26 protein-coding genes are annotated in these 23,841 nt (G+C 64.5%); 23 read left to right on the forward strand and 3 right to left on the reverse strand.

Annotated features, from left to right (window positions below; genetic code table 11):
* Positions 1-5 precede the first annotated feature (5 nt).
* From ABGN05_RS12640 to gyrA, 5 genes are all read left to right on the forward strand, one after another.
* A complete protein-coding gene (locus ABGN05_RS12640) occupies positions 6-413 on the forward strand; it encodes a GFA family protein (protein ID WP_367954408.1) in 408 nt (135 codons plus the stop codon).
* Between the two features lie 22 nt (positions 414-435).
* A complete protein-coding gene (locus ABGN05_RS12645; protein ID WP_367954409.1) occupies positions 436-1,107 on the forward strand; it encodes a 4-carboxy-4-hydroxy-2-oxoadipate aldolase/oxaloacetate decarboxylase in 672 nt (223 codons plus the stop codon).
* Positions 1,100-2,158, forward strand: coding sequence for a 4-oxalomesaconate tautomerase (locus ABGN05_RS12650; protein ID WP_367954410.1), 1,059 nt, complete (start codon positions 1,100-1,102; stop codon positions 2,156-2,158). The genes ABGN05_RS12645 and ABGN05_RS12650 overlap by 8 nt, the downstream gene beginning before the upstream one ends.
* A 12-nt stretch (positions 2,159-2,170) precedes the next feature.
* Positions 2,171-3,058, forward strand: a complete 888-nt coding sequence (locus tag ABGN05_RS12655) for an NAD(P)-dependent oxidoreductase (protein ID WP_367954411.1) — start codon at positions 2,171-2,173, stop codon at positions 3,056-3,058.
* A gap of 146 nt (positions 3,059-3,204) precedes the next feature.
* Positions 3,205-5,991 (forward strand): DNA gyrase subunit A, encoded by a 2,787-nt coding sequence (gene gyrA, locus ABGN05_RS12660; protein ID WP_367954412.1) that lies wholly within the window; start codon positions 3,205-3,207, stop codon positions 5,989-5,991.
* Between the two features lie 79 nt (positions 5,992-6,070).
* On the opposite strand, the gene ABGN05_RS12665 is transcribed toward gyrA, so the two are convergent.
* Entirely contained in the window at positions 6,071-6,211 is a 141-nt protein-coding gene (locus ABGN05_RS12665) for a hypothetical protein (protein WP_367954413.1), read from the reverse strand.
* 182 nt (positions 6,212-6,393) lie between these two features.
* Between ABGN05_RS12665 and coaD the strand changes: the two genes are divergently transcribed.
* From coaD to tgt, 7 genes are read left to right on the forward strand one after another with little or no spacing between them, the layout of a single operon-like run.
* On the forward strand, positions 6,394-6,894 hold the full coding sequence (gene coaD, locus ABGN05_RS12670) for a pantetheine-phosphate adenylyltransferase (RefSeq protein ID WP_367954414.1): 501 nt from the start codon (positions 6,394-6,396) through the stop codon (positions 6,892-6,894).
* 22 nt (positions 6,895-6,916) lie between these two features.
* Complete coding sequence (locus ABGN05_RS12675; RefSeq protein WP_367954415.1) at positions 6,917-7,492, forward strand: peptidylprolyl isomerase; 576 nt, start codon at positions 6,917-6,919, stop codon at positions 7,490-7,492.
* Between the two features lie 49 nt (positions 7,493-7,541).
* On the forward strand, positions 7,542-8,054 hold the full coding sequence (locus ABGN05_RS12680; protein WP_367954416.1) for a peptidylprolyl isomerase: 513 nt from the start codon (positions 7,542-7,544) through the stop codon (positions 8,052-8,054).
* Positions 8,054-8,452 (forward strand): hypothetical protein, encoded by a 399-nt coding sequence (locus tag ABGN05_RS12685; RefSeq protein ID WP_367954417.1) that lies wholly within the window; start codon positions 8,054-8,056, stop codon positions 8,450-8,452. Before ABGN05_RS12680 ends, ABGN05_RS12685 begins: the two co-directional genes overlap by 1 nt.
* Positions 8,449-9,525, forward strand: a complete 1,077-nt coding sequence (queA, locus tag ABGN05_RS12690; protein WP_367954418.1) for a tRNA preQ1(34) S-adenosylmethionine ribosyltransferase-isomerase QueA — start codon at positions 8,449-8,451, stop codon at positions 9,523-9,525. Before ABGN05_RS12685 ends, queA begins: the two co-directional genes overlap by 4 nt.
* 5 nt (positions 9,526-9,530) lie before the next feature.
* Complete coding sequence (locus ABGN05_RS12695; protein WP_367954419.1) at positions 9,531-9,800, forward strand: hypothetical protein; 270 nt, start codon at positions 9,531-9,533, stop codon at positions 9,798-9,800.
* Positions 9,793-10,923 carry a tRNA guanosine(34) transglycosylase Tgt gene (gene tgt / locus ABGN05_RS12700; RefSeq protein WP_367954420.1) on the forward strand — a complete coding sequence of 377 codons (1,131 nt, stop codon included), beginning with the start codon at positions 9,793-9,795 and terminating at the stop codon, positions 10,921-10,923. The genes ABGN05_RS12695 and tgt overlap by 8 nt, the downstream gene beginning before the upstream one ends.
* 27 nt (positions 10,924-10,950) lie before the next feature.
* On the opposite strand, the gene ABGN05_RS12705 is transcribed toward tgt, so the two are convergent.
* Complete coding sequence (locus ABGN05_RS12705; protein ID WP_367954421.1) at positions 10,951-11,370, reverse strand: DUF4864 domain-containing protein; 420 nt, start codon at positions 11,368-11,370, stop codon at positions 10,951-10,953.
* A 239-nt stretch (positions 11,371-11,609) separates the two neighbouring features.
* Between ABGN05_RS12705 and ABGN05_RS12710 the strand changes: the two genes are divergently transcribed.
* The 5 genes from ABGN05_RS12710 (at position 11,610) to ABGN05_RS12730 (ending at position 16,210) form a co-directional block, all read left to right on the forward strand.
* The gene (locus tag ABGN05_RS12710) at positions 11,610-13,025 is read left to right on the forward strand and encodes a circularly permuted type 2 ATP-grasp protein (protein WP_367954422.1); all 1,416 of its coding nucleotides are present in this window, start codon (positions 11,610-11,612) and stop codon (positions 13,023-13,025) included.
* Positions 13,026-13,118: 93 nt separating this feature from the next.
* Entirely contained in the window at positions 13,119-13,511 is a 393-nt protein-coding gene (locus ABGN05_RS12715; RefSeq protein WP_367954423.1) for a four helix bundle protein, read from the forward strand.
* 175 nt (positions 13,512-13,686) lie between these two features.
* Positions 13,687-14,628 carry an alpha-E domain-containing protein gene (locus tag ABGN05_RS12720; protein WP_367954424.1) on the forward strand — a complete coding sequence of 314 codons (942 nt, stop codon included), beginning with the start codon at positions 13,687-13,689 and terminating at the stop codon, positions 14,626-14,628.
* Between the two features lie 22 nt (positions 14,629-14,650).
* Positions 14,651-15,445 (forward strand): transglutaminase family protein, encoded by a 795-nt coding sequence (locus tag ABGN05_RS12725; RefSeq protein ID WP_367954425.1) that lies wholly within the window; start codon positions 14,651-14,653, stop codon positions 15,443-15,445.
* A 33-nt stretch (positions 15,446-15,478) separates the two neighbouring features.
* On the forward strand, positions 15,479-16,210 hold the full coding sequence (locus ABGN05_RS12730; protein ID WP_367954426.1) for a proteasome-type protease: 732 nt from the start codon (positions 15,479-15,481) through the stop codon (positions 16,208-16,210).
* Here the strand turns inward: ABGN05_RS12730 and hpaR are convergent.
* Positions 16,205-16,681: a homoprotocatechuate degradation operon regulator HpaR gene (hpaR, locus tag ABGN05_RS12735; RefSeq protein ID WP_367954427.1), complete on the reverse strand. Its 477-nt coding sequence runs from the start codon at positions 16,679-16,681 to the stop codon at positions 16,205-16,207. The genes ABGN05_RS12730 and hpaR overlap by 6 nt on opposite strands.
* Positions 16,682-16,827: 146 nt before the next feature.
* Here hpaR and ABGN05_RS12740 point away from each other — a divergent pair, with 146 nt between their 5' ends.
* The 6 genes from ABGN05_RS12740 to ABGN05_RS12765 all read left to right on the forward strand — a co-directional run bounded on the left by ABGN05_RS12740 (position 16,828) and on the right by ABGN05_RS12765 (position 23,807).
* The gene (locus tag ABGN05_RS12740; RefSeq protein ID WP_367954428.1) at positions 16,828-18,249 is read left to right on the forward strand and encodes a pyridoxal phosphate-dependent decarboxylase family protein; all 1,422 of its coding nucleotides are present in this window, start codon (positions 16,828-16,830) and stop codon (positions 18,247-18,249) included.
* Between the two features lie 72 nt (positions 18,250-18,321).
* Complete coding sequence (locus ABGN05_RS12745; protein ID WP_367954429.1) at positions 18,322-19,101, forward strand: DeoR/GlpR family DNA-binding transcription regulator; 780 nt, start codon at positions 18,322-18,324, stop codon at positions 19,099-19,101.
* Between the two features lie 72 nt (positions 19,102-19,173).
* Positions 19,174-20,733, forward strand: a complete 1,560-nt coding sequence (gene glpD, locus ABGN05_RS12750) for a glycerol-3-phosphate dehydrogenase (protein ID WP_373695932.1) — start codon at positions 19,174-19,176, stop codon at positions 20,731-20,733.
* 25 nt (positions 20,734-20,758) lie between these two features.
* Entirely contained in the window at positions 20,759-21,841 is a 1,083-nt protein-coding gene (locus ABGN05_RS12755; protein ID WP_367954431.1) for an ABC transporter ATP-binding protein, read from the forward strand.
* A gap of 11 nt (positions 21,842-21,852) precedes the next feature.
* A complete protein-coding gene (locus tag ABGN05_RS12760; protein ID WP_367954432.1) occupies positions 21,853-22,944 on the forward strand; it encodes an ABC transporter ATP-binding protein in 1,092 nt (363 codons plus the stop codon).
* Positions 22,941-23,807, forward strand: coding sequence for a carbohydrate ABC transporter permease (locus tag ABGN05_RS12765; RefSeq protein ID WP_367954433.1), 867 nt, complete (start codon positions 22,941-22,943; stop codon positions 23,805-23,807). The genes ABGN05_RS12760 and ABGN05_RS12765 overlap by 4 nt, the downstream gene beginning before the upstream one ends.
* Positions 23,808-23,841: the final 34 nt, after the last annotated feature.

Below are 23,841 nucleotides of genomic sequence, written 5' to 3' on the forward strand. Positions count from 1 at the left end.
TGACGATGTTCCGCGGCGGATGCTACTGCGGGCGTGTGCGCTACGAGGTTACGGCGGAGCCCGTGATCTCGGCCCAGTGCCACTGCCGGCCATGCCAGTATTTTTCAGGTGGCGGTCCGAACTACTACATGCTCGTGGAGCCCGCGCGCTTTGCCTATTCCGCGGGGCAAACCGCGTCTTTCCGGCGCCCTGACCTGGAGAACGCCGTCACGCGCGAGTTCTGTCCGTCCTGCGGAACGCACCTCCTCACCCGAAGGCCGGGCCTCAGGCAAATCGTCCTGAAAGCCGGAACCCTCGATGATCCGTCCTTGTACGGAAAGCCCAGGATGGCGATCTTCTGCGCCGAGATGGCACCATTTCATCTGATCCCGGACGGCATACCGGCGTTCGAAGGGTTGCCGGAACGGCGATGATCCACTTGCGAGGAAAAGAACAATGAGCGTGGTCGTTCAGAACATCGAAAGAGCCGCTAGCGAGACCATCGACGGTCTTGGCGAATGTGGCGTCGCCACGGTGCACGAGGCGATGGGCCGTAAGGGCCTGATGCGCGCCTTCATGCGGCCGATCTATTCCGGTGCCCGTATTGCCGGTTCGGCGGTGACGGTCTCGATCGCGCCGGGTGACAACTGGATGATCCATGTCGCGGTCGAGCAGTGCCGGGAGGGCGACATTCTCGTCGTCGCGCCGACCAGCCCCTGCGAGGACGGCTATTTCGGCGAGCTCCTCGCGCGCTCCCTGATGTTCCGGAAGGTGAGGGGCTTTATCATCGAGGCCGGCGTGCGCGACGTGCGCGACCTGACCGAGATCGGCTTCCCGGTCTGGTCGAAGGCTGTCTTCGCCCAGGGCACGGTCAAGGAGACGCTGGGATCGGTCAACGTGCCGGTGGTCTGCGCCGGAGCGGCGGTCCATCCCGGCGACGTGATCGTGGCTGACGACGACGGCGTTTGCGTCGTTCCGCGGGCGGAAGCCGAGACAGCCCTGAAAGCGAGCCGCGCGCGTGAGACCAAGGAGGCCGAGACGCGCAAGCGGCTGATGGCTGGCGAACTCGGTCTCGACATCTACGGTATGCGCGAGAAACTCGCCGCGAAGGGGCTGAAATATGTCTGATGGCGTGCGCTGCATGTGGATGCGCGGCGGCACCTCCAAGGGCGGCTATTTCCTTGCCGACGACCTGCCGGCCGACACGGCGGCGCGCGACGCCTTCCTGCTGCGCGTCATGGGTTCGCCCGATTCGCGTCAGATCGATGGCATGGGCGGGGCCGACCCGCTGACCTCCAAGGTCGCGGTGGTACGGAAGTCTGCTCGCGACGGCGTCGATGTCGACTACCTGTTCCTCCAGGTCTTCGTCGACAAGCCGATCGTCACCGACGCGCAGAACTGCGGCAACATCCTTGCCGGCGTCGGCCCCTTTTCGATCGAGCGCGGACTTGTCGCGGCCCGCGATGGCGAGACGCCTGTGCGCATCTTCATGGAAAACACCGGCCAGATCGCCGTCGCGACCGTTGCGACGCCCGGCGGCATGGTGAGCTACAAGGGCGACGCGCGCATCGACGGCGTGCCTGGGACAAGCGCGCCGGTGCCGATCGAGTTCGAGGACACGGCCGGCTCCTCCTGCGGCGCGCTGCTGCCCACCGGCAACCCGGTCGACGTGATCGACGGCGTCGAGGTGACAATGATCGACAACGGCATGCCCTGCGTGGTCATGCGCGCCGCCGACATGGGCATCTCCGGAGACGAAACGCCCAAGGAACTCGAAGGCAACGCGGAGCTTCGGGCAAGACTCGAGGCGATCCGGCTGAAGGCCGGGCCGCTCATGAACCTCGGCGACGTAGAGAAGAAGTCGGTCCCGAAGATGACGATGGTCTCGCCGGCGAAGAACGGTGGCGCGATCTCGACGCGCACCTTCATCCCGCATTCCTGCCACTCCTCGATCGGCGTGCTGGGCGCCGTTAGCGTCGCAACGGCCTGCCTGTTGCGGGGCTCTCCCGCCGCCGAGATCGCATCCGTCGGCGAAGGCGACCGGCGCTCGCTCTCCATCGAGCACCCGACCGGCGAGATGACAGTGGTGGCCAGCCTCGGCGCCGACGGAAGTGTGAAGAGCGCGGCGATCCTGCGCACCGCGCGAAAACTCTTCGACGGAACCGTGTTCGCGGACTGAACGGAGCCGGCGATGCACATCGGATTCATCGGGTTCGGCGAAGCGGCCCGCGCCTTCCAGGAAAGTCTCTCCGGGACGAACGGAGACCTGTCCTTCTCGGCCACCGATATCCTGCTGGATCACGAAGGCGCGGATGGCGATTGCGCGCGGGCGATGCGGGAGCGCGGCGTTGCGGCGGCTGCCGCCACCGATGGCATGCCTGACGCTGACTGGATCGTCAGCGCCGTGACGGCGGACCAGAGCCTCCAAGCGGCGGCGACGGCCTGTGCGTGGTTGCGGCCGGGCCAGACGTTCTTCGACATCAACTCCGTTTCGCCCGACCGCAAGCGCGCGACGGCCGCGAAGGCGAACGCCACCGGCGCGGTCTACGTCGACATGGCGGTGATGGCGCCGGTGCATCCGAAGGGACATCGCACCAAGATGCTCCTCGCCGGCCCCGTCGCGGCCGAAACTTCCGAGCGGCTGTCGGCCCTCGGCTTCGATTTCGAGACCGTGGGTCCGGCGCCCGGATCGGCGACCGCCATTAAGATGGTGCGAAGCCTGTTCGTGAAGGGGCTCGAGGCGATCACCGTCGAGGCGCTGCTCGCCGCGCAGGCGTCCGGTTGCCTCGACTACATCATGGGCTCGCTTTCCGGTTCCTATCCGGGCCTCGGCTGGCCGGACTTCGCGCGCTACGAGTTCGAGCGCACGCTGAAGCACGGCAAGCGCCGCGCCGCCGAGATGCGCGAGAGCGCGGCGACGCTCCGCGCGCTGGGCCTCCACGATGCGCTGGCCGACGCCATCGCCGACGTGCAGGAGAAGATGGGCGGGCTCGCCGCGCTTCCGGAATTTGCGCAAGGAACTCCCGATCTGGCGCCGCTGGTGGCTGCGCGACGGACCGGATCGGCGCGGGACGGATAGGCTTTCGCGAACCGCGGTTCCCGACCCAGTCCCGGTGCTGCCCCAGACGCCAAAACCGTGGCTTCTCGAAGTTGTCCACAAGTTGGAGAATCCGCGCCGGCGTCCTATATAACGCCCAGTGATTCCATTGACGATCGTGATCCAGTTTGGCTGACCTTACCACCCCGCGCGGGTCCGATGGCGGACCCAACGGCATAGAGCCGATTTCCATCATCGAGGAGATGCAGCGCTCCTATCTCGACTACGCGATGAGCGTGATCGTGAGCCGGGCGCTGCCGGACGTGCGCGACGGGCTGAAGCCCGTGCACCGGCGCATCCTCTACGCTGCGCACGAGAGCGGCTACCACTGGAACCGCAAGCACGTGAAATCGGCGCGCCCGGTCTCCGACGTGATGGGCAAATACCACCCGCACGGCGACGCCTCGATCTACGACGCCCTCGTGCGCATGGCGCAGGACTGGTCCATGCGCCTGCCGCTCATCGACGGGCAGGGCAATTTCGGCTCGATCGACGGCGATCCGCCAGCGGCCATGCGCTACACCGAGGCGCGGCTCACCAAGGCCGCCCACGAGATCCTGGAGGACATCGACAAGGACACGGTCGATTTCCAGGACAACTACGACGGCTCCTCCTCCGAGCCCAAGGTTCTGCCGGCGCGCTTCCCCAACCTTCTGGTCAACGGCTCGGGCGGCATCGCCGTCGGCATGGCGACCAACATCCCGCCGCACAATCTGGGCGAGGTCTGCGACGCCGCGATCGCCATCGTCGACAATCCCGCCATCGACCTGCCGGCGCTGATGGAGATCATCCCGGGGCCGGATTTCCCGACCGGAGGCATCATCCTCGGCCGCGCGGGCATCTACAGCGCCTATCAGACCGGTCGCGGCTCCATCCTGATGCGCGGCAAGGTCGACATCGAGCAGATCCGCGGCGGCGACCGCGAAGCGATCATCATCACCGAGGTGCCCTACCAGGTGAACAAGGCCACGATGATCGAGAAGATGGCCGAACTCGTGCGCGACAAGCGCGTCGAGGGCATCTCCGACATCCGCGACGAAAGCGACCGGCAGGGCTATCGCGTCGTCATCGAGCTGAAGCGGGACGCCAACGCCGAGGTCGTGCTGAACCAGCTCTACCGCTACACGCCGCTGCAGACCTCGTTCGGCGCCAACATGGTCGCGCTCAACGGCGGCAAGCCGGAGCTGATGAACCTCGTCGATATCCTGAAGGCCTTTGTGTACTTCCGGGAAGACGTGGTCAGCCGGCGCACGAAATACCTCTTGAGGAAGGCGCGCGAGCGCGCCCACGTGCTCGTCGGTCTCGCCATTGCGGTGGCCAACATCGACGAGGTTATCAAGCTGATCCGGGCGGCACCCGATCCGCAGACGGCGCGCGAGCAACTGATGGAGCGGCGCTGGCCGGCCCACGACGTCGAGGCGCTGATCCGCCTGATCGACGATCCCCGCCACCGCATCAACGAGGACGGCACCTACAATCTCTCCGAGGAGCAGGCCCGCGCGATCCTGGAACTGCGCCTTCAGCGCCTGACGGCGCTCGGCCGCGACGAGATCGCCGACGAGCTGAACAAGATCGGCGAGGAGATCCGCGACTATCTCGACATCCTCGGGTCGCGCGCCCGCATCCAGAAGATCGTCAAGGATGAGCTCGCCGCCGTGCGCGACGAGTTCGGCACGCCTCGCCGCACCGAGATCGCCGACGGCGGCGCCGACATGGAGGACGAGGACCTTATCCAGCGCGAGGACATGGTCGTAACCGTCAGCCATTCCGGCTACATCAAGCGTGTGCCGCTGTCGCTCTACCGGGCCCAGCGGCGCGGCGGCAAGGGCCGCTCCGGCATGTCGACCAAGGAAGAGGATTTCGTCACGCGGCTGTTCGTGGCCAACACGCACACCCCCGTGCTCTTCTTCTCCTCGCGCGGCATCGTCTACAAGGAAAAGGTCTGGCGCCTGCCGATCGGCAATCCGCAGTCGCGCGGCAAGGCGCTGATCAACATGCTGCCGCTGGAAAAGGGCGAGCGCATCACCACCATCATGCCGCTGCCGGAGGACGAGGACAGCTGGGGCGAGCTGGACGTCATGTTCGCGACGACCCGCGGCACGGTCCGCCGCAACAAGCTGTCGGACTTCATCCAGGTGAACCGCAACGGCAAGATCGCCATGAAGTTGGAAGAGGGCGACGAAATCCTCGGCGTCGAAACCTGCACCGAGAACGACGACGTCCTGCTGACGGCAGATTCCGGCCAGTGCATCCGCTTCCCCGTGGCTGACGTCCGCGTCTTCGCTGGGCGCAGCTCGGTCGGCGTGCGCGGCATCGCCATGGGCGAGAGCGACCGGGCGATCTCCATGACGATCCTGGAGCACGTAGAGGCGACCGCGGCCGAGCGCGCGGCCTATCTGAAACGCTCCGTCGCCGACCGTCGCGCGACGACCGGAGAGGACGAGGAGATCGTGCTCACCAACGAGGAGATTTCGGAGGAGGCCGATCTTTCGGACGAGCGTTACGACGAACTGAAGACACACGAGCAATTCGTTCTGACGGTCACTGAATACGGCTACGGAAAGCGCTCGTCGTCTTACGACTTCCGCGTCATCGGGCGCGGCGGAAAGGGCATCCGGGCGACCGACGTGTCGAAGGTCGGCGAGATCGGCCGGCTGGTTGCCGCGTTCCCGGTCTCCGACGGTGACCAGATCATGATGGTTTCCAACGGTGGCCAGGTCATCCGCGTGCCCGTCACCGGCATCCGCTTCGCCAGCCGCGCGACCAAGGGCGTGACCATCTTCAGCACTGCCGAGGGCGAGCGCGTCGTGTCGGTGGAGCGCATTTCCGAGCCCCAGTCGGAAGAAGAGGCGGAAGTCGTTGCCTCGGAGACACCCGACCCGACTGAACCGCCGGCGCCGACCGACGAGCAGTAGGCCCCGGTTCCCGGATAACAAAACGGCCGCCCGTTATCCGGGCGACCGTTCTGCATGAACTCAGACTGGGAACCTTGAACTACCTGCGCAGCCCGTCGAACGGGTTCTTGCGCGTGACGCGAACTTCCTGTTTCTGCCGCTGTGCTTCCTCGTAGAAGCCGAAGGCCGTTGCTATGAGCATGGCGACCATCATGGCGGTTGCAAGAATCGTTATCAGCATGGCATCAATCTCCTTGCAGTTCGTAACGGACAGAAGCCGGATCGGTTTCAATCGTCTGTGAATTTCCTGGCACAGGACCGCTGAACCGGAGCTGAGGTGTCTGTTCATCTGCCGTTCATGTGAGCCGCTGGAGCCACCGAGCCTGATTGCGTTCTGTCTGCCGGCGGACTAGAAGCCCCGCCATGACAAAGCGCGTCGCGATCTATGCCGGTTCCTTCGATCCGCTCACCAACGGCCACCTCGATGTCCTGAAGGGTGCTCTCGCCATTGCGGACGAGATCATCGTCGCCATCGGCATCCAGCCAGGTAAGACGCCGGTCTTCTCCTTCGACGAAAGGGTCGCGCTGATCCGCGCTGTGGCGCGCAGCGAGATGCCGGAAGCGGAGAACCGCTTGCGCGTGGAGGCGTTCAAGGGGCTGCTGGTCGATGCGGCGCGCGAACACGGTGCCTCGATCATGATCCGCGGGCTGCGCGACGGCACCGACCTCGACTACGAGATGCAGATGGCGGGCATGAACGAGACGATGGCGCCCGACCTGCAAACCGTCTTCATTCCGGCAAGTCCGTCGGTGCGCACGATTACCGCCACACTCGTGCGCCAGATCGCCGCCATGGGCGGCGAGATCGGTTCCTTCGTCCCGAAGGTGGTCGCATCGGCTCTCGCCGCTAAGTTCAAGTCCTGATCAACGAACAGGGAGTTACCCCATGCTGCTTTCCAGGCTGGCTTCGGCCGCAATTCTTTCGGCGGGCCTCGTCTTCGGCGCCGTCGCGGCGGAGCCGGAAAATACGCTGATCCTCGAACTTGGGGACGGCAATGTGGTTATCGCCCTTCGCCCTGACCTGGCACCGCAACACGTCGAGCGCATCAAGAAGCTCGTCCGCGATGGCGAATACGACAACGTCGCCTTCCATCGCGTGATTGAAGGCTTCATGGCGCAGACCGGCGACGTCGAGTTCGGCGACATCAACGACGGCTTCAATGCACGGCGCGCCGGCACCGGCGGTTCCAGCTTGCCGGATCTGCCGGCGGAGTTCTCCGAGGAGCATTTCGTCCGCGGTACGGTCGGCATGGCGCGCGCGCAGGACCCGGACTCAGCGAACTCGCAGTTCTTCATCATGTTCGCGCCCGCGCCCAACCTCGACAATTCCTACACGATCGTCGGCGAGGTTGAGGAAGGCATGGAGCATGTCGACAAGATCAAGAAGGGCGATCCCGCACTGAACGGCGTGGTCTCCGCGCCCGACCGCATCATCGACGCGCGCATCGCGGCGGATCAATAGGGCGGTCATAACCGCTCGCGCACAAGCATCATCGAAAGGAACAATGCAAATGGCGGAAATAAAAGATCCGGAAAACACGATTCTGATGGAGACGACGAAGGGCAACGTCACCATCGAGCTTTTCCCGGACCTCGCTCCCGGCCATGTCGGCCGCATCAAGGAACTGGCGCGCGAGGGCGCCTATGACGGCGTGGTCTTCCACCGCGTTATTGACGGCTTCATGGCGCAGACCGGTGACGTCAAGTTCGGCAAGTCGGGCGGATCATCCTTCAACCCGGGCCGTGCCGGCATGGGCGGCTCGGACAAGCCGGACCTGAAGGCCGAGTTCTCCAACACGAACCACGCGCGCGGCACCTGCTCCATGGCCCGTTCGCAGAACCCGAACTCCGCCAATTCGCAGTTCTTCATCTGCTTCGACGACGCGGGTTTCCTCAACCGCCAGTACACGGTCTGGGGCCAGGTGATCGAAGGCATGGAAAACGTCGACAAGATCAAGCGCGGCGAACCCGTGCAGGATCCCGACAAGATCGTGTCCATGAAGGTCGCCGCGGACGCGAAGTGATGCGTGGGACGGCGATCGCGCTCCTTGCGGGACTGCTTGCGGGGGCGACCTCTCCGGCGCTCGCGACGGGTGAGATCGTCTGTTCTGCCGAAGACGTCTCGGTCGACCTGCTGGTCGGCCGCCTCGACGTTCTCTCGGTCGTGCGCGCCGTCGTGACGATCGGCGACGAGACCTGGTCGACCGAGCCGGATATCGTCCCCGGCACGCCGATTGCCGTGGGACAGGCGTTCGAGGCCGACGGCGTGCTGCTCGTCGACTTGACCGACGATGCCGTCAACGAGGTGCTGAGCCGTCTACGGGCCTTCTCCGCCACGGAAGGGGACAGTTCAGTGACCGGCGGCGTCTTCATGTTCAAGGACAAAGGCGCTTTCGTCGTCGACTGCTCCGAACGGGGATGAAGGTAAATCTCTTCGATTTCGACCTGCCTGACGAGCGCATCGCGCTGCGTCCGGCCCTTCCGCGCGATGCGGCACGGCTGCTCGTCGTGCGGCCGGGTGAGGGTCTGCACGACGCGACGGTGACGGACCTGCCGTCCCTGCTGCGGCCGGGCGACGCCCTGGTCTTCAACGACACCAAAGTCATTCCTGCGCAGCTGCGCGGGCTCCGGCGCCGCGGCGAGGCGGTGGCGCAGGTCGACGCCACCTTGCACATGCGTGTTTCGCCAAGCCGCTGGAAAGCGTTCCTCAGGCCGGGCAAGCGCGTGGCGGCGGACGACCGCATCAGTTTCGGCCACGGCGGCAATGCCTGCCTGGTCGGCTCGCTCGACGCGACCGTGATCGAAAAGGGCGAGGCGGGCGAGGCACTGCTCGCCTTCGACCTTTCCGGTCCCGTTCTCGACGAGGCGCTGCATGCCGTGGGGCACATCCCGCTGCCGCCCTACATCGCCTCGAAACGACCGGACGACGAACGCGACCGGACCGACTACCAGACGATCTACGCGCGCGAGGAAGGGGCGGTCGCGGCTCCCACCGCGGGGCTTCATTTCACGCCTGCGCTCTTCGACGCGCTCGACGCGCGCGGCGTCGAGAGGCATTTTGTGACGCTTCATGTCGGCGCCGGCACCTTTTTGCCGGTGAAGGCGCAGGACACGTCCGGCCACCGCATGCATGCCGAGATCGGTCACGTGAGCGCGGAGACCGCCGACGCGCTCAACGCCGTTCGCGCGCGGGGCGGCCGGGTCGTCTGCGTTGGAACCACCTCGCTCAGGGTCCTGGAAAGCGCGGCAGACGAGGAAGGCCAACTTTCGGCCTGGTCGGGCGCGACCGACATCTTCATCACGCCCGGCTATCGTTTTCGCGCCGTCGACGTCCTGATGACCAACTTCCACCTGCCGCGCTCGACGCTGTTCATGCTCGTCTCGGCCTTTTCCGGCTTGGAGACGATGCGCGAGGCCTACCGCCACGCGATCGACAGCGGCTACCGGTTCTATTCGTATGGCGACGCCTCTCTACTCTTCCGCGAACCGGAGTGACATCCATGGACGAGGACCTCGAGCGCATGGACCGCGACGCGCTGCTTGTGGAGGCGAGGAAGCTGCGCAACGCGATCCGCGCCCACTGCGACGCCACCAGTCACGACCTGTGCTGGCATCACTCGGACATGTGGGCGCTGTTGCCTGAACGGCTCGACCCCGCTATCGCGGTGCCGCCCTTGTCGAAGTTCATGCGAGGCTGCATCTGCTACCGGCAGTCGCTCGACGAACAGGCGTCGGACGCGCCCGTTCACGACGAAGAGTTCGATGGCTGACCAGTTCTCCTTCCGCCTTCTCGCCAGCGACGGCCACGCCCGCCGCGGCGAGATCGCCATGCCGCGCGGAACGATCCGCACGCCCGCCTTCATGCCAGTCGGCACCGGCGGCACGGTCAAAGCCATGTATATGGACCAGGTACGGGCGTTGGGCGCGGACATCATCCTGGGCAACACCTACCACCTGATGCTGCGGCCCGGCGCCGAGCGCATGGCGCGGCTCGGCGGGCTGCACGAGTTCGCCCGCTGGCCCTGGCCGATCCTCACCGATTCCGGCGGCTTCCAGGTCATGTCGCTGGCGCAGCTTCGAAAGCTCACCGAGAAGGGCGTCACCTTCAAGTCGCATATCGACGGCGTCGTCTACGAGATGACGCCGGAACGCTCGATCGAGATCCAGGGGCTGCTCGATTCTGACATCCAGATGCAACTCGACGAGTGCGTGGCGCTGCCGGCCGAGCCTGCCGAAATCGAACGCGCGATGGAGCTTTCGCTGCGTTGGGCGGAGCGCTGCAAGTCGGCCTTCGGCGACCAGCCCGGCAAGGCGATGTTCGGCATCGTGCAGGGCGGGGACATCGCCGGCCTTCGAGTTCGCTCGGCCGAGGCGCTGAAGGCGATGGACCTGAAGGGTTACGCCGTCGGTGGCCTGGCGGTCGGTGAGCCGCAGGCAGTGATGCTGGAGATGCTAGAGGCGACGTGCCCGGTCTTACCTTCGGACAAGCCGCGCTACCTGATGGGCGTCGGCACGCCGGACGATATCGTGAAATCGGTCATGCGCGGCATCGACATGTTCGACTGCGTGATGCCGACGCGCGCCGGACGGCACGGGCTCGCCTACACCCGCCGCGGCAAGATCAACCTGAAAAACGCCCGCCACGCCGAGGACCCGCGTCCGCTGGACGAGGAGAGCGACTGCCCGGCCGCGCGGGATTACTCGCGCGCCTATCTGCACCACCTGGTGAAGTCCGGCGAGAACCTCGCCGGCATGCTGCTCACCTGGAACAACCTGTTCTACTACCAGGACCTCATGCGGGGCATCCGCGATGCCATCGAGGCGGGTCGCATGGCCGATTTTGCCGCCGAAACCGCCGAACGCTGGGCGAGGGGGGACCTACCGCCGGTCTGACCGGGCGACCGCCTTGCGGCCCCGGCGCTACGTGCTGAGCGCGTTCGATGCCCGCAGGCTGCAGCCGGTGATGCGCCAGGTCCCGTCAGGCTGGAGTTCGAGCGTATACACCGCCTCGTAGTCCTTGCCGTCGGGCCCGACGAGCAGAACCTGCTGGATCACCGAGGTCGGGCTCATCTGTTCCGATTTTCCGAAGGCATAACTCTGCGGTCGCCGCACGGGCATGTAGGCGCCTTCGACCATGGACATGAAGCTCTGCACGGTCGGGAACATCCGGGTGATGTTGGGTGCCGCGAAGGCATAGGCCCCGCTCTCGTCGTCCGCCAGGAAGGCCTTGAGCTGGCCGTCGATTGCCCCCCGGGCTCCGGCGATCTCAGCTTCCCCGGCGGTCGCGGGAGCACTGGCCGTGAACGCCAGGAAAACGAGGGCAGTAAAGAATCTCCACATGTCGCAATCTCCTTCGTGGTCGATCTCGCGGACGCGCTTGCGGATGCCCGCACGATATCAGATACGGAGAAAATTGGTCCTGGGTTTCGCGTGCCTGCCGCTTCCTCAACCCGGAAGGGCGCCTGCCGGAATTTTGAGCAGTGACCACAAAAACATCCAGGCGGAACCAGTTGCGGGGGGATTGCGCTTGATTTCCTTAGACAAAGCCTTTGAAATGGCTGTCACAGGGGAGTTGCCGCGTGGTTGCGTTCGACGAGATGCGGCCGGACGGAGCGGATGTCCGCGAACCGTACCGGCGTTATGAGGGTTGGCTGAGCGCACAGGATGCCGCTCGCCTTACAGAAAAGATGACCGACGCGGAACGGGTCTTCCGCAGAACGGGCATCACGTTCAACGTGTATGGCGACAACGAAGCGGCGGAGCGGCTCATCCCGTTCGACATCGTGCCGCGCATCATCGCCGGCCGCGAATGGCGGCGCCTCACGCAGGGCATCGAACAGCGCGTGATGGCGCTGAATGCCTTCCTCGACGACATCTATCACCGGCAGGAAATTCTTCGCGCGGGGCGGATTCCGCGCGAACTGATCGCCGGCAACGAGGCCTTCCTGCCCGAGATGATCGGGATGAAGCCTCCGGGCGGGGTCTATACACATATCATCGGTGTCGACATCGTGCGCACGGGCGAGGACGAGTTCTTCGTGCTCGAGGACAATGCGCGAACGCCATCCGGAGTCTCCTACATGCTGGAGAACCGCGAAACGATGATGCAGCTGTTCCCCGAACTCTTCCAGTCGGTCAAGGTCCGTCCGGTGGAGAACTACCCTCAGCTTCTGCGACAGTCGCTCGGACGGGTGCGGCCCAACGGCTGCACCAAGGAGATGCCGCGCGTCGCCGTGCTGACGCCCGGCATCTACAACTCGGCCTATTTCGAGCACGCATTCCTCGCGGACCAGATGGGCGTCGAACTGGTGGAGGGCTCCGACCTCCGCGTGGTCGACGGCTGCGTGGCCATGCGCACCACCGAGGGCTACAAGGAAATCGACGTTCTTTACCGGCGAGTCGACGACGACTTCCTCGACCCGCTGACCTTCCGCTCCGATTCGGCATTGGGCATTGCCGGTATCATGGACGTCTACAGGGCCGGCAACATCACCATAGCCAACGCGCCGGGCACCGGCATCGCCGACGACAAGGCGATCTATTCCTACATGCCCGAGATAATCGAGTTCTATACCGGACGTCGCGCCATCCTCGGCAACATCCCGACCTGGCGCTGCTCGGAGGACGACAGCCTGAAATACGTGCTCGAACACCTGCACGAACTCGTGGTGAAGGAAGTCCACGGTTCGGGCGGCTACGGCATGTTGGTCGGCCCCGCCGCCTCGAAGAAGGAGCGCGAAACCTTCGCCGCCAAGCTCAAGGCGAGGCCCGGCAACTACATCGCCCAGCCGACCCTCTCGCTCTCCACCTGCCCGATCCTCACTGACGCCGGCCTGTCGCCCCGCCACGTCGACCTCAGGCCTTTCGTGCTCGTCTCCGACAAGGTCCAGATCGTCCCGGGCGGCCTGACCCGCGTCGCCCTGAAACAGGGCTCCCTCGTTGTGAACTCCTCGCAGGGCGGGGGGACGAAGGATACGTGGGTGCTGGATGATTAGTGCGTAGTGCATAGGGAATAGTGTGTAGGCAGTAGGAACAAGGGACGGCGGGACAATCGCAGGACGATCTTTTTAAAGAGGGGAAGCACTCCGATGGAGGCCGCGGCGAGCACGCGCGAACGTGATGGCAGAACTTATCGTGACCTTCTGGTGTGGGAGCATGCAATTGAACTGGCGGTGGCGTGCTTTGGTGCCACCAAGGCGCTGCCGCAGGGAGAACTCTACGGATTGACCAGCCAGATTCGCCGCGCCGCAGCCTCCATTCCTGCGAACATCGCTGAGGGGTATGGTCGGGACAGCAGAGCCTCATTCGTGCAGTTTCTCCGCATAGCACAAGGCTCCCTCAAGGAACTTGAAACCCACCTTATTCGCGCGGGCAGACTGGATTACGTGAGCACCTCGGTCAGCGAATCACTCCTCGGAAGGGCCGATGAAGTAGGAAAGATGCTGCGCGGCTTGATCCGCAGTCTGCAGAGAAAAGATTGACGATGACCGAACCGACCGACGCTCGCCGCTTCACTCCTGCCCGATGGGTTTATTCCCCGCCCAGTCCCCTTGTCCGGCAGCGCAAGGATCTCATCTCATTTGCTACGCACTACGCACTATGCACTACGCACTTTTCGCATGAGGCCGACTGCCGCGTCAGTGGCGGAGCCCGCTGATGCTGCTCGGACGCACCGCCAATGGCCTCTACTGGATGAACCGCTACATCGAGCGCAGCGAGAACATGGCGCGGCTCGTGGATGCGGGGCTGCGGCTGGCGCTGACGCGCACGGCCGACGCTTCTGACGAATGGGCCTCGATCGTGGCAAGCGCGGGGGCGGCCGATACCTTCCGGCAGCGGCATTCGGAGTTCAATGCCGAGACGGTGTCGGACTTTCTCCTGCGCGACCCGACCAACCCCGGCAGCGTCGTGTCGTCGATGGAGACGGCGCGCAGCAACGGGCGGATGGTGCGCACCGCGCTGACGCGCGAGACCTGGGAGAGCATCAACGACGGCTGGATGTCGATCAAGCGCATGCTGGCGAACCCGATCGACGGTCGCGACCTGCCGGCTATCCTCGACGGCATCAAGCGCGAGACCGCCATCATTCGCGGTTCCTTCCACGGCACGATGCTGCGCAACGAGATTTTCGATTTCTCCCAGATCGGTACCTTCGTGGAGCGGGCTGACAACACCGCCCGCATCCTCGACGTGAAATACTACGTGCTGCTTCCGTCGGTCTCCTGGGTCGGGTCGACCCTGGACAACTACCAGTGGGAATCGATCCTTCGCTCCGTCTCGGCGCATCGCTCCTACCGGTGGGTCTACGACGCGGAGTACAAGCCAAGTCTGATTGCCGACTATCTGATCCTCAACGGCCGCATGCCCCGCTCGCTCGCCTTCTGCTACCGCAACATCGCCGAGAGCCTGAACTTCCTCGCCTCCGAGTACGGGGTTCGCCATTCATGCCACGATCTGGCCGAGTCGGTGCTATCCCGGCTAAAGGTCAGTTCCATCAAGGAGGTCTTCGACCAGGGGCTGCACGAGTTCCTTACGGACTTCATCGGCGACAACAGCCGTCTCGGCAGCGAGATCGCCCAGAACTACCGCTTTTACTGAGCCGGCAAACGGAAGGCTGGGCATGCGTCTGAAGATCACGCACCGCACCGAGTATCGCTACGACGTTCCGCTGGGATATGCCCTCGAGAGGCTGCGGCTGACGCCTTACAGCGGCGGCGCGCAGACGGTCCACGCATGGTCTCTTGCCATCGAGGGCGCGCGCGAGGAGGTGCGCTTCGTCGACCAGTTCGGTAACGAGACGATCCTGATCAGTGCCGAAGGCGGCCCTCACGTCATCTCCGTTGAAGCCAGGGGCGAGGTCGAGACGCGGGATACCGCCGGCGTCACCGGTCCCCACCGGGGCTTCGCGCCGCTCTGGCTCTTCGAGCACCAGACGAAGCTGACGGCGCCGGGCGAGGGCATCGCGCGCCTGGCCGGAACGATCAGCGAGGGAAGCGAACTCGACCGCCTGCACCAGCTGATGGCCGCGGTTGCCGAAAGCGTCGTCTATGTCAAAGGCTCCACCGACGCCGCTACTCCGGCCGAAGAGGCGCTCCAGCGAAAGTCGGGCGTCTGCCAGGATCATGCCCATGTCTTCATCTCGACCGCGCGGCTGCTGGGGTTTCCCGCCCGCTACATCAGCGGCTATCTCTGGACCGACGAAAGCGGCGAGTACGCCGCGAGCCACGCCTGGGCGGAGGCGCATGTCGAGGCGCTCGGCTGGGTGGGCTTCGATCCCGCGAACGGCATGTCGCCCGATGAGCGCTACGTCCGATTGGCGACGGGCCGCGACTACCGCGACGCGGCGCCGGTTTCGGGGATAAGGTTGGGCCAGGCCAGCGAACAGCTTGCGGTCAGCGTCACCGTCGAGCAGTAATCGCCGGGGTTTTCCCTCGGACCGATTCGCGTCATGACATACTGTGTTGGGATCAAGTTGGACCGCGGTCTGGCCTTCATGTCGGATACCCGCACCAATGCGGGTATCGACAGCATTTCCACGTTCCGCAAGATGTTCACCTGGTCGAACCCGGGCGAACGCGTAATCGTCCTGCTCACCGCCGGCAATCTGGCGACGACGCAGGCGGTGGTGAGTCTCCTCGACGAGCGTTCGAAAGCGCCTTCGGAGCGCATGCCGTCGCTGCTCGAGACACCTTCCATGTTCCAGACGGCGCGCGTGGTCGGAAACCTGGTCAAGGAGGTCATCAGCGGATCGACGCCGAACGGCCAAAGGCAGGATTCATTCTCGGCGTCCTTCATCCTCGGCGGGCAGATCAAGGGTTCCGAGCCGCGCTTGTTCATGATCTATCCGGAAGGGAACTTCATCGAGGCCGGCGGCGACACGCCGTTCTTCCAGGTCGGCGAAACCAAATACGGCAAGCCGATCCTGATCCGCGCATACGATCCGAAGATGAGCTTTGCCGAGGCGGCGAAGCTGCTGATGGTGTCGTTCGATTCGACCCTGAAGTCGAACCTGTCGGTCGGCATGCCGCTGGACATGCTGTTCTACGAGCGCGATTCGTTCCGCATCGGCTTCCAGAAGCGCGTCACGGCCGACGATCCCTACTTCAGGACCATATCGGACGGTTGGTCCAACGCCCTTCGCAGCGCGTTCGGCAGCCTGCCCGATTTCGAAATGTCATGAACGCTTTGCAGCACCCAGTTCGTTGAGTTCGTGAAGCATGTCGAGCAGGGCCTCGATGCGGTCGCGGCCGAACCTCGCTTCCATCTTCTCGTAGATCGCGCGGCTGTCGGGCGTCACCTGCCGGATGAACTCCAGCCCGGTCTGCGTGATCTCGACGATGGTACGGCGCGCGTCGGCCGCGTCGCGTTGCCGCGAGACGAAGCCGCGCTCCTCCAGTGTCCTGACGATGCGCGTGAGGCTCGGTGGCAGGAGGCAGGCGCGTTCGGCAAGTTCCGTCGCGTCGAGGGCGCGGCCTTCGGCCAGGACGCGCACGACCCGCCACTGCTGTTCGGTGATGTCGTACGCCGCAAGCAGCGGGCGGAAATGCGACATTACGGCTTCGCGCGCCCGAAGAAGAGCAATCGGCAGGGAGCGGTTTGTGTCGCGGGGAATGAGCGGATCCCCGTGTTCGTTAGCTGGCGCGTCGGGCATCGGTCTCCGTTCGGAAATGCATGTCGAGACATAATGCATAGTCGAACCCGCAGGGGAACGGAAATACGATCTCTTCGCACCGATGCTGATGACAGCGACGCAAACCCCGCGATAGATGGTTCCGCAGAACGGGGAGTACGTGGCTGATGGACAAGGAGCAGTTCCGGCAGTGGTCGCACAAGGCGGCCGACTGGGGCGCGGACTACCGGGAAAGCCTTCGCGACCGCCCGGTTCGCGCGCAGACGGCACCCGGAGAAATCGCGGCGGCAATCGCATCGGCACCGCCCGAGATGGCCGAGCCCATGGAGGCGATCTTCGCGGATTTCGAGAAGACGATCGTGCCCGGCATGACGCACTGGCAGCATCCGCGCTTCTTCGCCTATTTTCCGGCGAACGCGGCGCCCGTCTCGGTCGTGGCCGAATATCTGGTCACGGCCATGGCGGCCCAGTGCATGCTCTGGCAGACTTCGCCTGCGGCGACCGAACTCGAAACGAAGGTTCTCGACTGGCTGCGCCAGGCGCTGGGGCTCCCGGCGGGCTTTGCCGGCGTCATCCAGGATTCGGCGTCGTCCGCGACCTTGGCAGCGATGCTCGTCATGCGCGAACGGGCGCTGGAATGGCAGGGCAACGCCAAGGGTCTCGCCGGGCAGAAACCCGTCCGAGTCTATTCCTCCGACCAGGTGCACACGTCGATTGATCGCGCCGTCTGGATCGCCGGCATCGGACAGGACAATCTCGTGCGGATCCCGACGAAGGGCGCTCTGCGGAGCATGGATGCCGATGCGCTGTCCGAGGCGATCGCGCGCGACAGGGAAGCCGAGCTCCTGCCGGCGGGCATCGTCGCCTCCGTCGGCGGGACGAGCGTCGGCGGGAGCGACGACGTGACCTCCGTCTGCGCGGTGGCTCGGAAACACGGTCTTTATGTCCACGTCGATGCGGCTTGGGCCGGTTCGGCGATGATCTGCCCGGAATTCCGCTCCCTGTGGTCGGGCGTGGAGGAGGCCGACTCGGTCGTGTTCAATCCGCACAAATGGCTCGGCGCGCAGTTCGATTGCTCTGCGCATTTCGTCCGAGATCCGGAGAGCCTGGTGAAGACACTGGCGATCCAGCCGGAATTTCTGAAGACGCACGGCAAGGAAGGGCTCATCAATTATTCGGAGTGGAGCGTGCCGCTTGGCCGTCGCTTTCGCGCCCTCAAGCTCTGGTTTCTCATCCGTGCGCACGGGCTCGAAGGCCTGCGCAGCATGATCCGCAATCATGTCGCCTGGGCCGGCGAATTGGCTGAACGACTCGCGCGCGAACCGGATTTCGAGATCGTCACGCAACCCATGCTGTCCCTCTTCAGCTTCCGGCATCGCGCGCCGGACGGCAGCGATGAAGACGCGCATAACTTGGCGCTGGTCAACCGGATCAACGATCAGGGGCGCATCTATCTCACCCAGACGCGTGTGGACGGACGGGTGGCCATACGTTTCCAGGTGGGGCAGTTCGAGGCGACGAAAGCGGATATCGACGCCGCCTTCGACGCCATCGTCGATGCTGCGCGCGGCTTTTTGATGGGGCCATAGAAACTGCTTGCCAATCCGTTGCTTTCGTTTTCTTCTTCGAGAACCGAAAACGAAAGTAGGGAAAGCCAGCGGATGTTCCTGTCGCCACGGCACGCCGCCATCATCGAGATGGCCAAGGAGCACGGACGCGTACTGGTCGACGACCTTGCCGCGCATTTCAACGTGACCCCGCAGACGATTCGCAAGGATCTGAACGACATGTGCGACCAGCGCCTGCTGACGCGCATTCATGGCGGGGCGCTTTTCCCATCCGGCATCGAGAACATGGAGTACGAGGCACGTCGCAAGATCGCCTCGGACGAGAAGGACGCGATCGGCAAGGCGGCGGCGAAACTGATCCCCGACAACGCCTCGCTGTTCATCAACATCGGCACGACCACGGAAGCCGTCTCGAAGGCCTTGCTCGACCATAACGGGCTGATGGTCATCACCAACAACATCAACGTTGCCAACAGGATGCGTGTATATCCGTCGATGGAGGTAGTGATCGCCGGCGGCGTGGTGCGCGGTTCTGACGGCGGCATCGTCGGCGAGGCGGCCGTGGATTTCATCCGGCAGTTCAAGGTCGACTATGCGGTGATCGGCTCGTCCGCCATCGACCATGACGGTGCGCTTCTCGATTTCGACTTTCGCGAGGTCAAGGTCGCGCAGGCGATCATCGCCAATGCCAGGCACGTGATCCTGGTGGCGGATGCGACAAAGTTCGAGCGTACCGCACCTGTCAGGATCGGCCATCTCTCGCAGGTCAACACCTTCATCACGGACAGATGCGACGTCGATTCCATCCGGCGCATCTGTTCAGACTCGGAAGTGCGCCTCATCGAGACGACCCGCCTGTCGCCCATGGAATAGGCTTCCTTCTTTATTCGTTTGACATTCGGGTCGATTTCGATTTTCCTCCTTCTTGCGCTTCCAACGAGAAGAATGCTGCATTGCGAAAGCGCGGGAGGAAACGTGGACGCCGCGGGGATTTACGACATCCTTGTCATAGGAGGGGGCATCAACGGCTGCGGCATCGCCCGCGATGCCGCAGGGCGCGGCTACTCCGTCTTCCTCGCCGAGATGAACGATCTGGCGAGCGGCACGTCGTCCTGGTCCACGAAGCTGATCCATGGCGGACTGCGCTATCTCGAGCATTACGAGTTCCGGCTGGTGCGCGAAGCGCTCATGGAGCGCGAGGTGCTGTGGAGCAACGCCCCGCACATCATCTGGCCCATGCGGTTCGTGCTGCCACACCACGAGGGGCTGCGCCCGGCATGGCTGTTGCGGCTCGGGTTGTTCCTCTACGACCATATCGGAGGACGCAAGCTGTTGCCGGCCACCAAGACGCTGGACATGCGGCGCGATCCGGCCGGCGAGCCGTTGAAACCACTCTATTCGCGCGCTTTCGAATATTCCGACTGCTGGGTCAACGATGCCCGGCTGGTGGTGCTGAACGCCCGCGATGCGGCCGATCACGGCGCGGTCATCCGCACGCGGTCCCGGGTCGCGTCGGCGCAGCGGACCGGCGAGCATTGGCAGGCGGTCGTCGAGAACCGCAGGACAGGTACGAAGGAAACCGTCCGGGCCAGGCTCATTGTGAACGCCGCCGGACCCTGGGTCGACGACGTGTTGGCGTCGACGCTTGGCCGCAATGACGTCCACAATGTCCGGCTCGTCCAAGGCAGCCATATCGTCGTCGCCAAGAAGTTCGACGATCCGCGCGCCTATTTCTTCCAGAACCGCGACGGACGCATCATCTTCGCGATCCCCTACGAAGAGGAATACACTCTCATCGGCACGACGGATCGCGACTATGACGGCGAGCCCGGCGACGTGGCGATCAGCGAGGCCGAGATCGACTATCTTTGCGAGGCCGCCAGCGAGTATTTTGCCGAACCGGTCAGGCGCGAGGACATCGTGTGGACCTATTCGGGTGTGCGCCCGCTTTTCGACGATGGCGCCTCCAAGGCGCAGGAGGCCACGCGCGACTACGTGCTGCGTTCCGAAGGCGGGGAGGGCAAGGCGCCGTTGCTCAACATATTCGGCGGCAAGATCACGACCTACCGGCGCCTTGCCGAGGCGATGCTCGAAAAGATCGAGGGCTTCCTCGGCCGCAAGGGTAAGCCATGGACCATGAGCGCGCCGCTGCCCGGAGGCGACTTTCCGGTCATCGGTTTCGAGGAGCAGGTATCGCGCTTTCGCGGCGAACATCCCTTCCTGGGGGCTGCACATGCCCGCAGGCTCGTCCGGCTCTACGGCACCAAGGCTGCCAGGGTCGTCGGCCTCGCGAAGTCCACGGCGGAGCTTGGCCGGCACTTCGGCGCCGATCTCTACGAGGCGGAAGTTCGATACCTGATGGCGAATGAATGGGCTGTCACGGCCGACGACGTCCTGTGGCGGCGCACCAAGAGAGGCCTGAGGGTCGGCGGCGAGGAGGCCGCCGCTCTCGAGGAATTCATGCGCGGCGCAGCAAGCCGTGAGGAAGCAGCCGCGGCGGAATAGCAGAACCCTCTGGGAGGAGGCGACGGTGCTGGAACTGAGGAACGTGTCGAAGACGGTGGGAGGCGAGGAGCACATCCGCGATGTGTCGCTCACGCTTGGTCACGGCACGCTCAATGTCCTGCTCGGCCCGACGCTTTCGGGCAAGACCAGCCTGATGCGCCTGATGGCGGGCCTCGACGCGCCGACCTCGGGCACCGTGGTGTTCGACGGCGAGGACGTGACCGGCCGGCCGGTCCAGAAGCGCAACGTCGCCATGGTCTACCAGCAGTTCATCAACTATCCGGCGATGACGGTTTACGAGAACATCGCGTCGCCGCTGCGCATTGCCGGCAAGGATCGCGCGACCATCGACCGTGAGGTCCGCCATGCCGCGGATCTCCTTCGCCTCACGCCCTATCTCGACCGCACGCCGCTCAATCTTTCCGGCGGCCAGCAGCAGCGCACGGCACTCGCACGTGCGATCGTCAAGAATGCCGGGCTCGTCCTGCTCGACGAGCCGCTCGCAAATCTCGACTACAAGTTGCGCGAAGAGCTGCGCGCCGAACTGCCGAAGATCTTCGCCGAATCCGGGGCTATCTTCGTCTACGCCACGACCGAGCCGCACGAGGCGCTTCTGCTCGGCGGCAACACGGCGACGCTTTCGCAAGGGCGTGTCACGCAGTTCGGCCCGACGATCGAGGTCTTCCGCAAGCCGGCGGACCTGATCACCGCGAAGACGTTCTCCGATCCGCCGCTCAACACGATCGTCCTGAAGAAATCCGGACCGGTCTTTCAGCTTGATGGTGGGGCTGACCTCCCTGCGCCCGCCGCTCTGGCGGGTGTCGCCGACGGGAACTACACGATCGGCTTTCAGCCCCACCATCTCTTTCTTCGCGCGCCGACACCGGAGGCAGTGCCGGTCCAGGCGAAGGTCACGGTCATCGACATCACCGGATCTGAGACGTTCATCCACCTTGCCTATGCGGATGCGCGCTGGGTGATGCTGGCGCATGGCATCCACCATTTCGATCCGGACGAAATGATCGAGGTGTTCATCGACACACGACACCTGATGGTCTTCGACGAGACCGGCCGGGCCGTGGCCTCGCACGAGAAACTGGCGGCCTGAGGGAGGGCGGGATGGCACGGATCGACCTCGAGCACATTCGTCATTCCTACGGCGCGAGGCCACAGTCGGATGCCGACTGGGCGCTGAAGGAAGTGCACCACACCTTCAAGGACGGCAGCGCCTATGCGCTTCTGGGACCGTCCGGATGCGGCAAGACGACGCTGCTCAACATCATCTCCGGCCTGTTGCACCCGACCGAAGGCCGCCTCCTCTTCGACGGCAACGACGTCTCGACGCTCTCCACGCAGGAGCGCAACATCGCGCAGGTGTTCCAGTTCCCCGTGATCTACGACACCATGACCGTCTACGACAATCTGGCGTTTCCCTTGCGCAACCGCGGCGTTGCCGAACGCGACGTCGACCGACGCGTGCGCGAAATCCTCGAGATGATCGACCTGTCCGACTGGGCGAAGCGCCGGGCGAGGGGGCTGACGGCGGACCAGAAACAGAAGATCTCGCTTGGTCGCGGCCTGGTGCGCTCGGACGTCAACGCGATCCTCTTCGACGAGCCGCTGACCGTCATTGACCCGCACATGAAGTGGGTCCTGCGCTCGCAGCTGAAGCTCCTGCACGGCCGTTTCGGCCACACGATGATCTACGTCACCCACGACCAGACGGAGGCGTTGAGTTTCGCCGACGACGTCGTCGTCATGTACGAGGGCGAGGTGGTACAGATCGGCACCCCCGACGAACTCTTCGAGCGACCGAAGCACACCTTCGTCGGATACTTCATCGGATCGCCCGGCATGAACGTGCTGCCCGTCTCCGTCGAGGGCGCCCAGGCGCGGTTTGGCGGCACCGCGATCACGCTGCCGGGCAAGCCGCGCACGCCGATGGGCGGCGCGATCGAACTCGGAATCCGGCCGGAATTCGTGCGGCTTGGCCGAGAAGGCATGCCGGTTCAGATCACGAAAGTGGAGGACATCGGGCGGCACAAGATCGTGCGCGCGCGGCTCCAGGATCACGAGATCGCGGCTATCGTCCGGGAGGACGAGGACGTGCCGGCGGAACCCCATGTCGCGTTCGTGCCGGAAAAGATCAACATCTATGCCGGTTCGTGGCGCGTCGCCTTCGAAGGCGAATCCGAGAGGACAGCGGCATGACCAAGACCTGGAACAACCGCGCCTGGTTCATGGTGCTGCCGGTGCTCTTGCTGGTGGCCTTTTCCGCGGTGATCCCGCTGATGACGGTGGTGAATTATTCCGTCCAGGATACCTTCGGCAACAACGTCTTCTTCTGGGCGGGAACCGAATGGTACCAGGACGTGCTGTCGTCGGACCGGTTCTGGAACGCGATGGGGCGCAACCTGGCGTTCTCGGCGATCATCCTGGCGATCGAGATACCGCTCGGCATCTTCATTGCGCTCAATATGCCGCGCAAGGGGTGGGGAGTGCCGATCTGCCTCGTGCTCATGGCCTTGCCGCTGCTCATCCCGTGGAACGTCGTCGGCACGATCTGGCAGGTCTTCGGCCGCATCGACATCGGGCTCCTGGGGCGTACGCTCGCGGCAATGGGGATCGACTACAACTACGTCAACGATCCCTTCGACGCCTGGGTGACGGTGATCGTCATGGACGTCTGGCACTGGACGAGCCTCGTCGTGCTCCTCTCCTATGCCGGTCTGGTGTCGATTCCGGACGCCTACTACCAGGCGGCGCGGATCGATGGCGCCTCGCGCTGGGCCATCTTCCGCTACATCCAGCTGCCGAAGATGAACCGGGTGCTCCTGATCGCGGTTCTGCTGCGCTTCATGGATAGCTTCATGATCTACACGGAACCCTTCGTGGTCACCGGCGGCGGACCCGGCAACACGACCACCTTCCTGTCGATCGACCTCGTGAAGCTGGCGATCGGCGAGTTCAACCTCGGCGAGGCGGCCGCCATGTCGATCATCTACTTCCTGATCATCCTCCTCCTGTCCTGGGTCTTCTACACCGTCATGACCAACGCCGGGTCGGAGAAGTGAGATGGCGTCGACGAGGCAGGGAGCGGCAAATGAG

Source organism: Aquibium pacificum, assembly GCF_040839445.1.
GTDB classification, from domain to species: Bacteria; Pseudomonadota; Alphaproteobacteria; order Rhizobiales; family Rhizobiaceae; genus Aquibium; species Aquibium pacificus.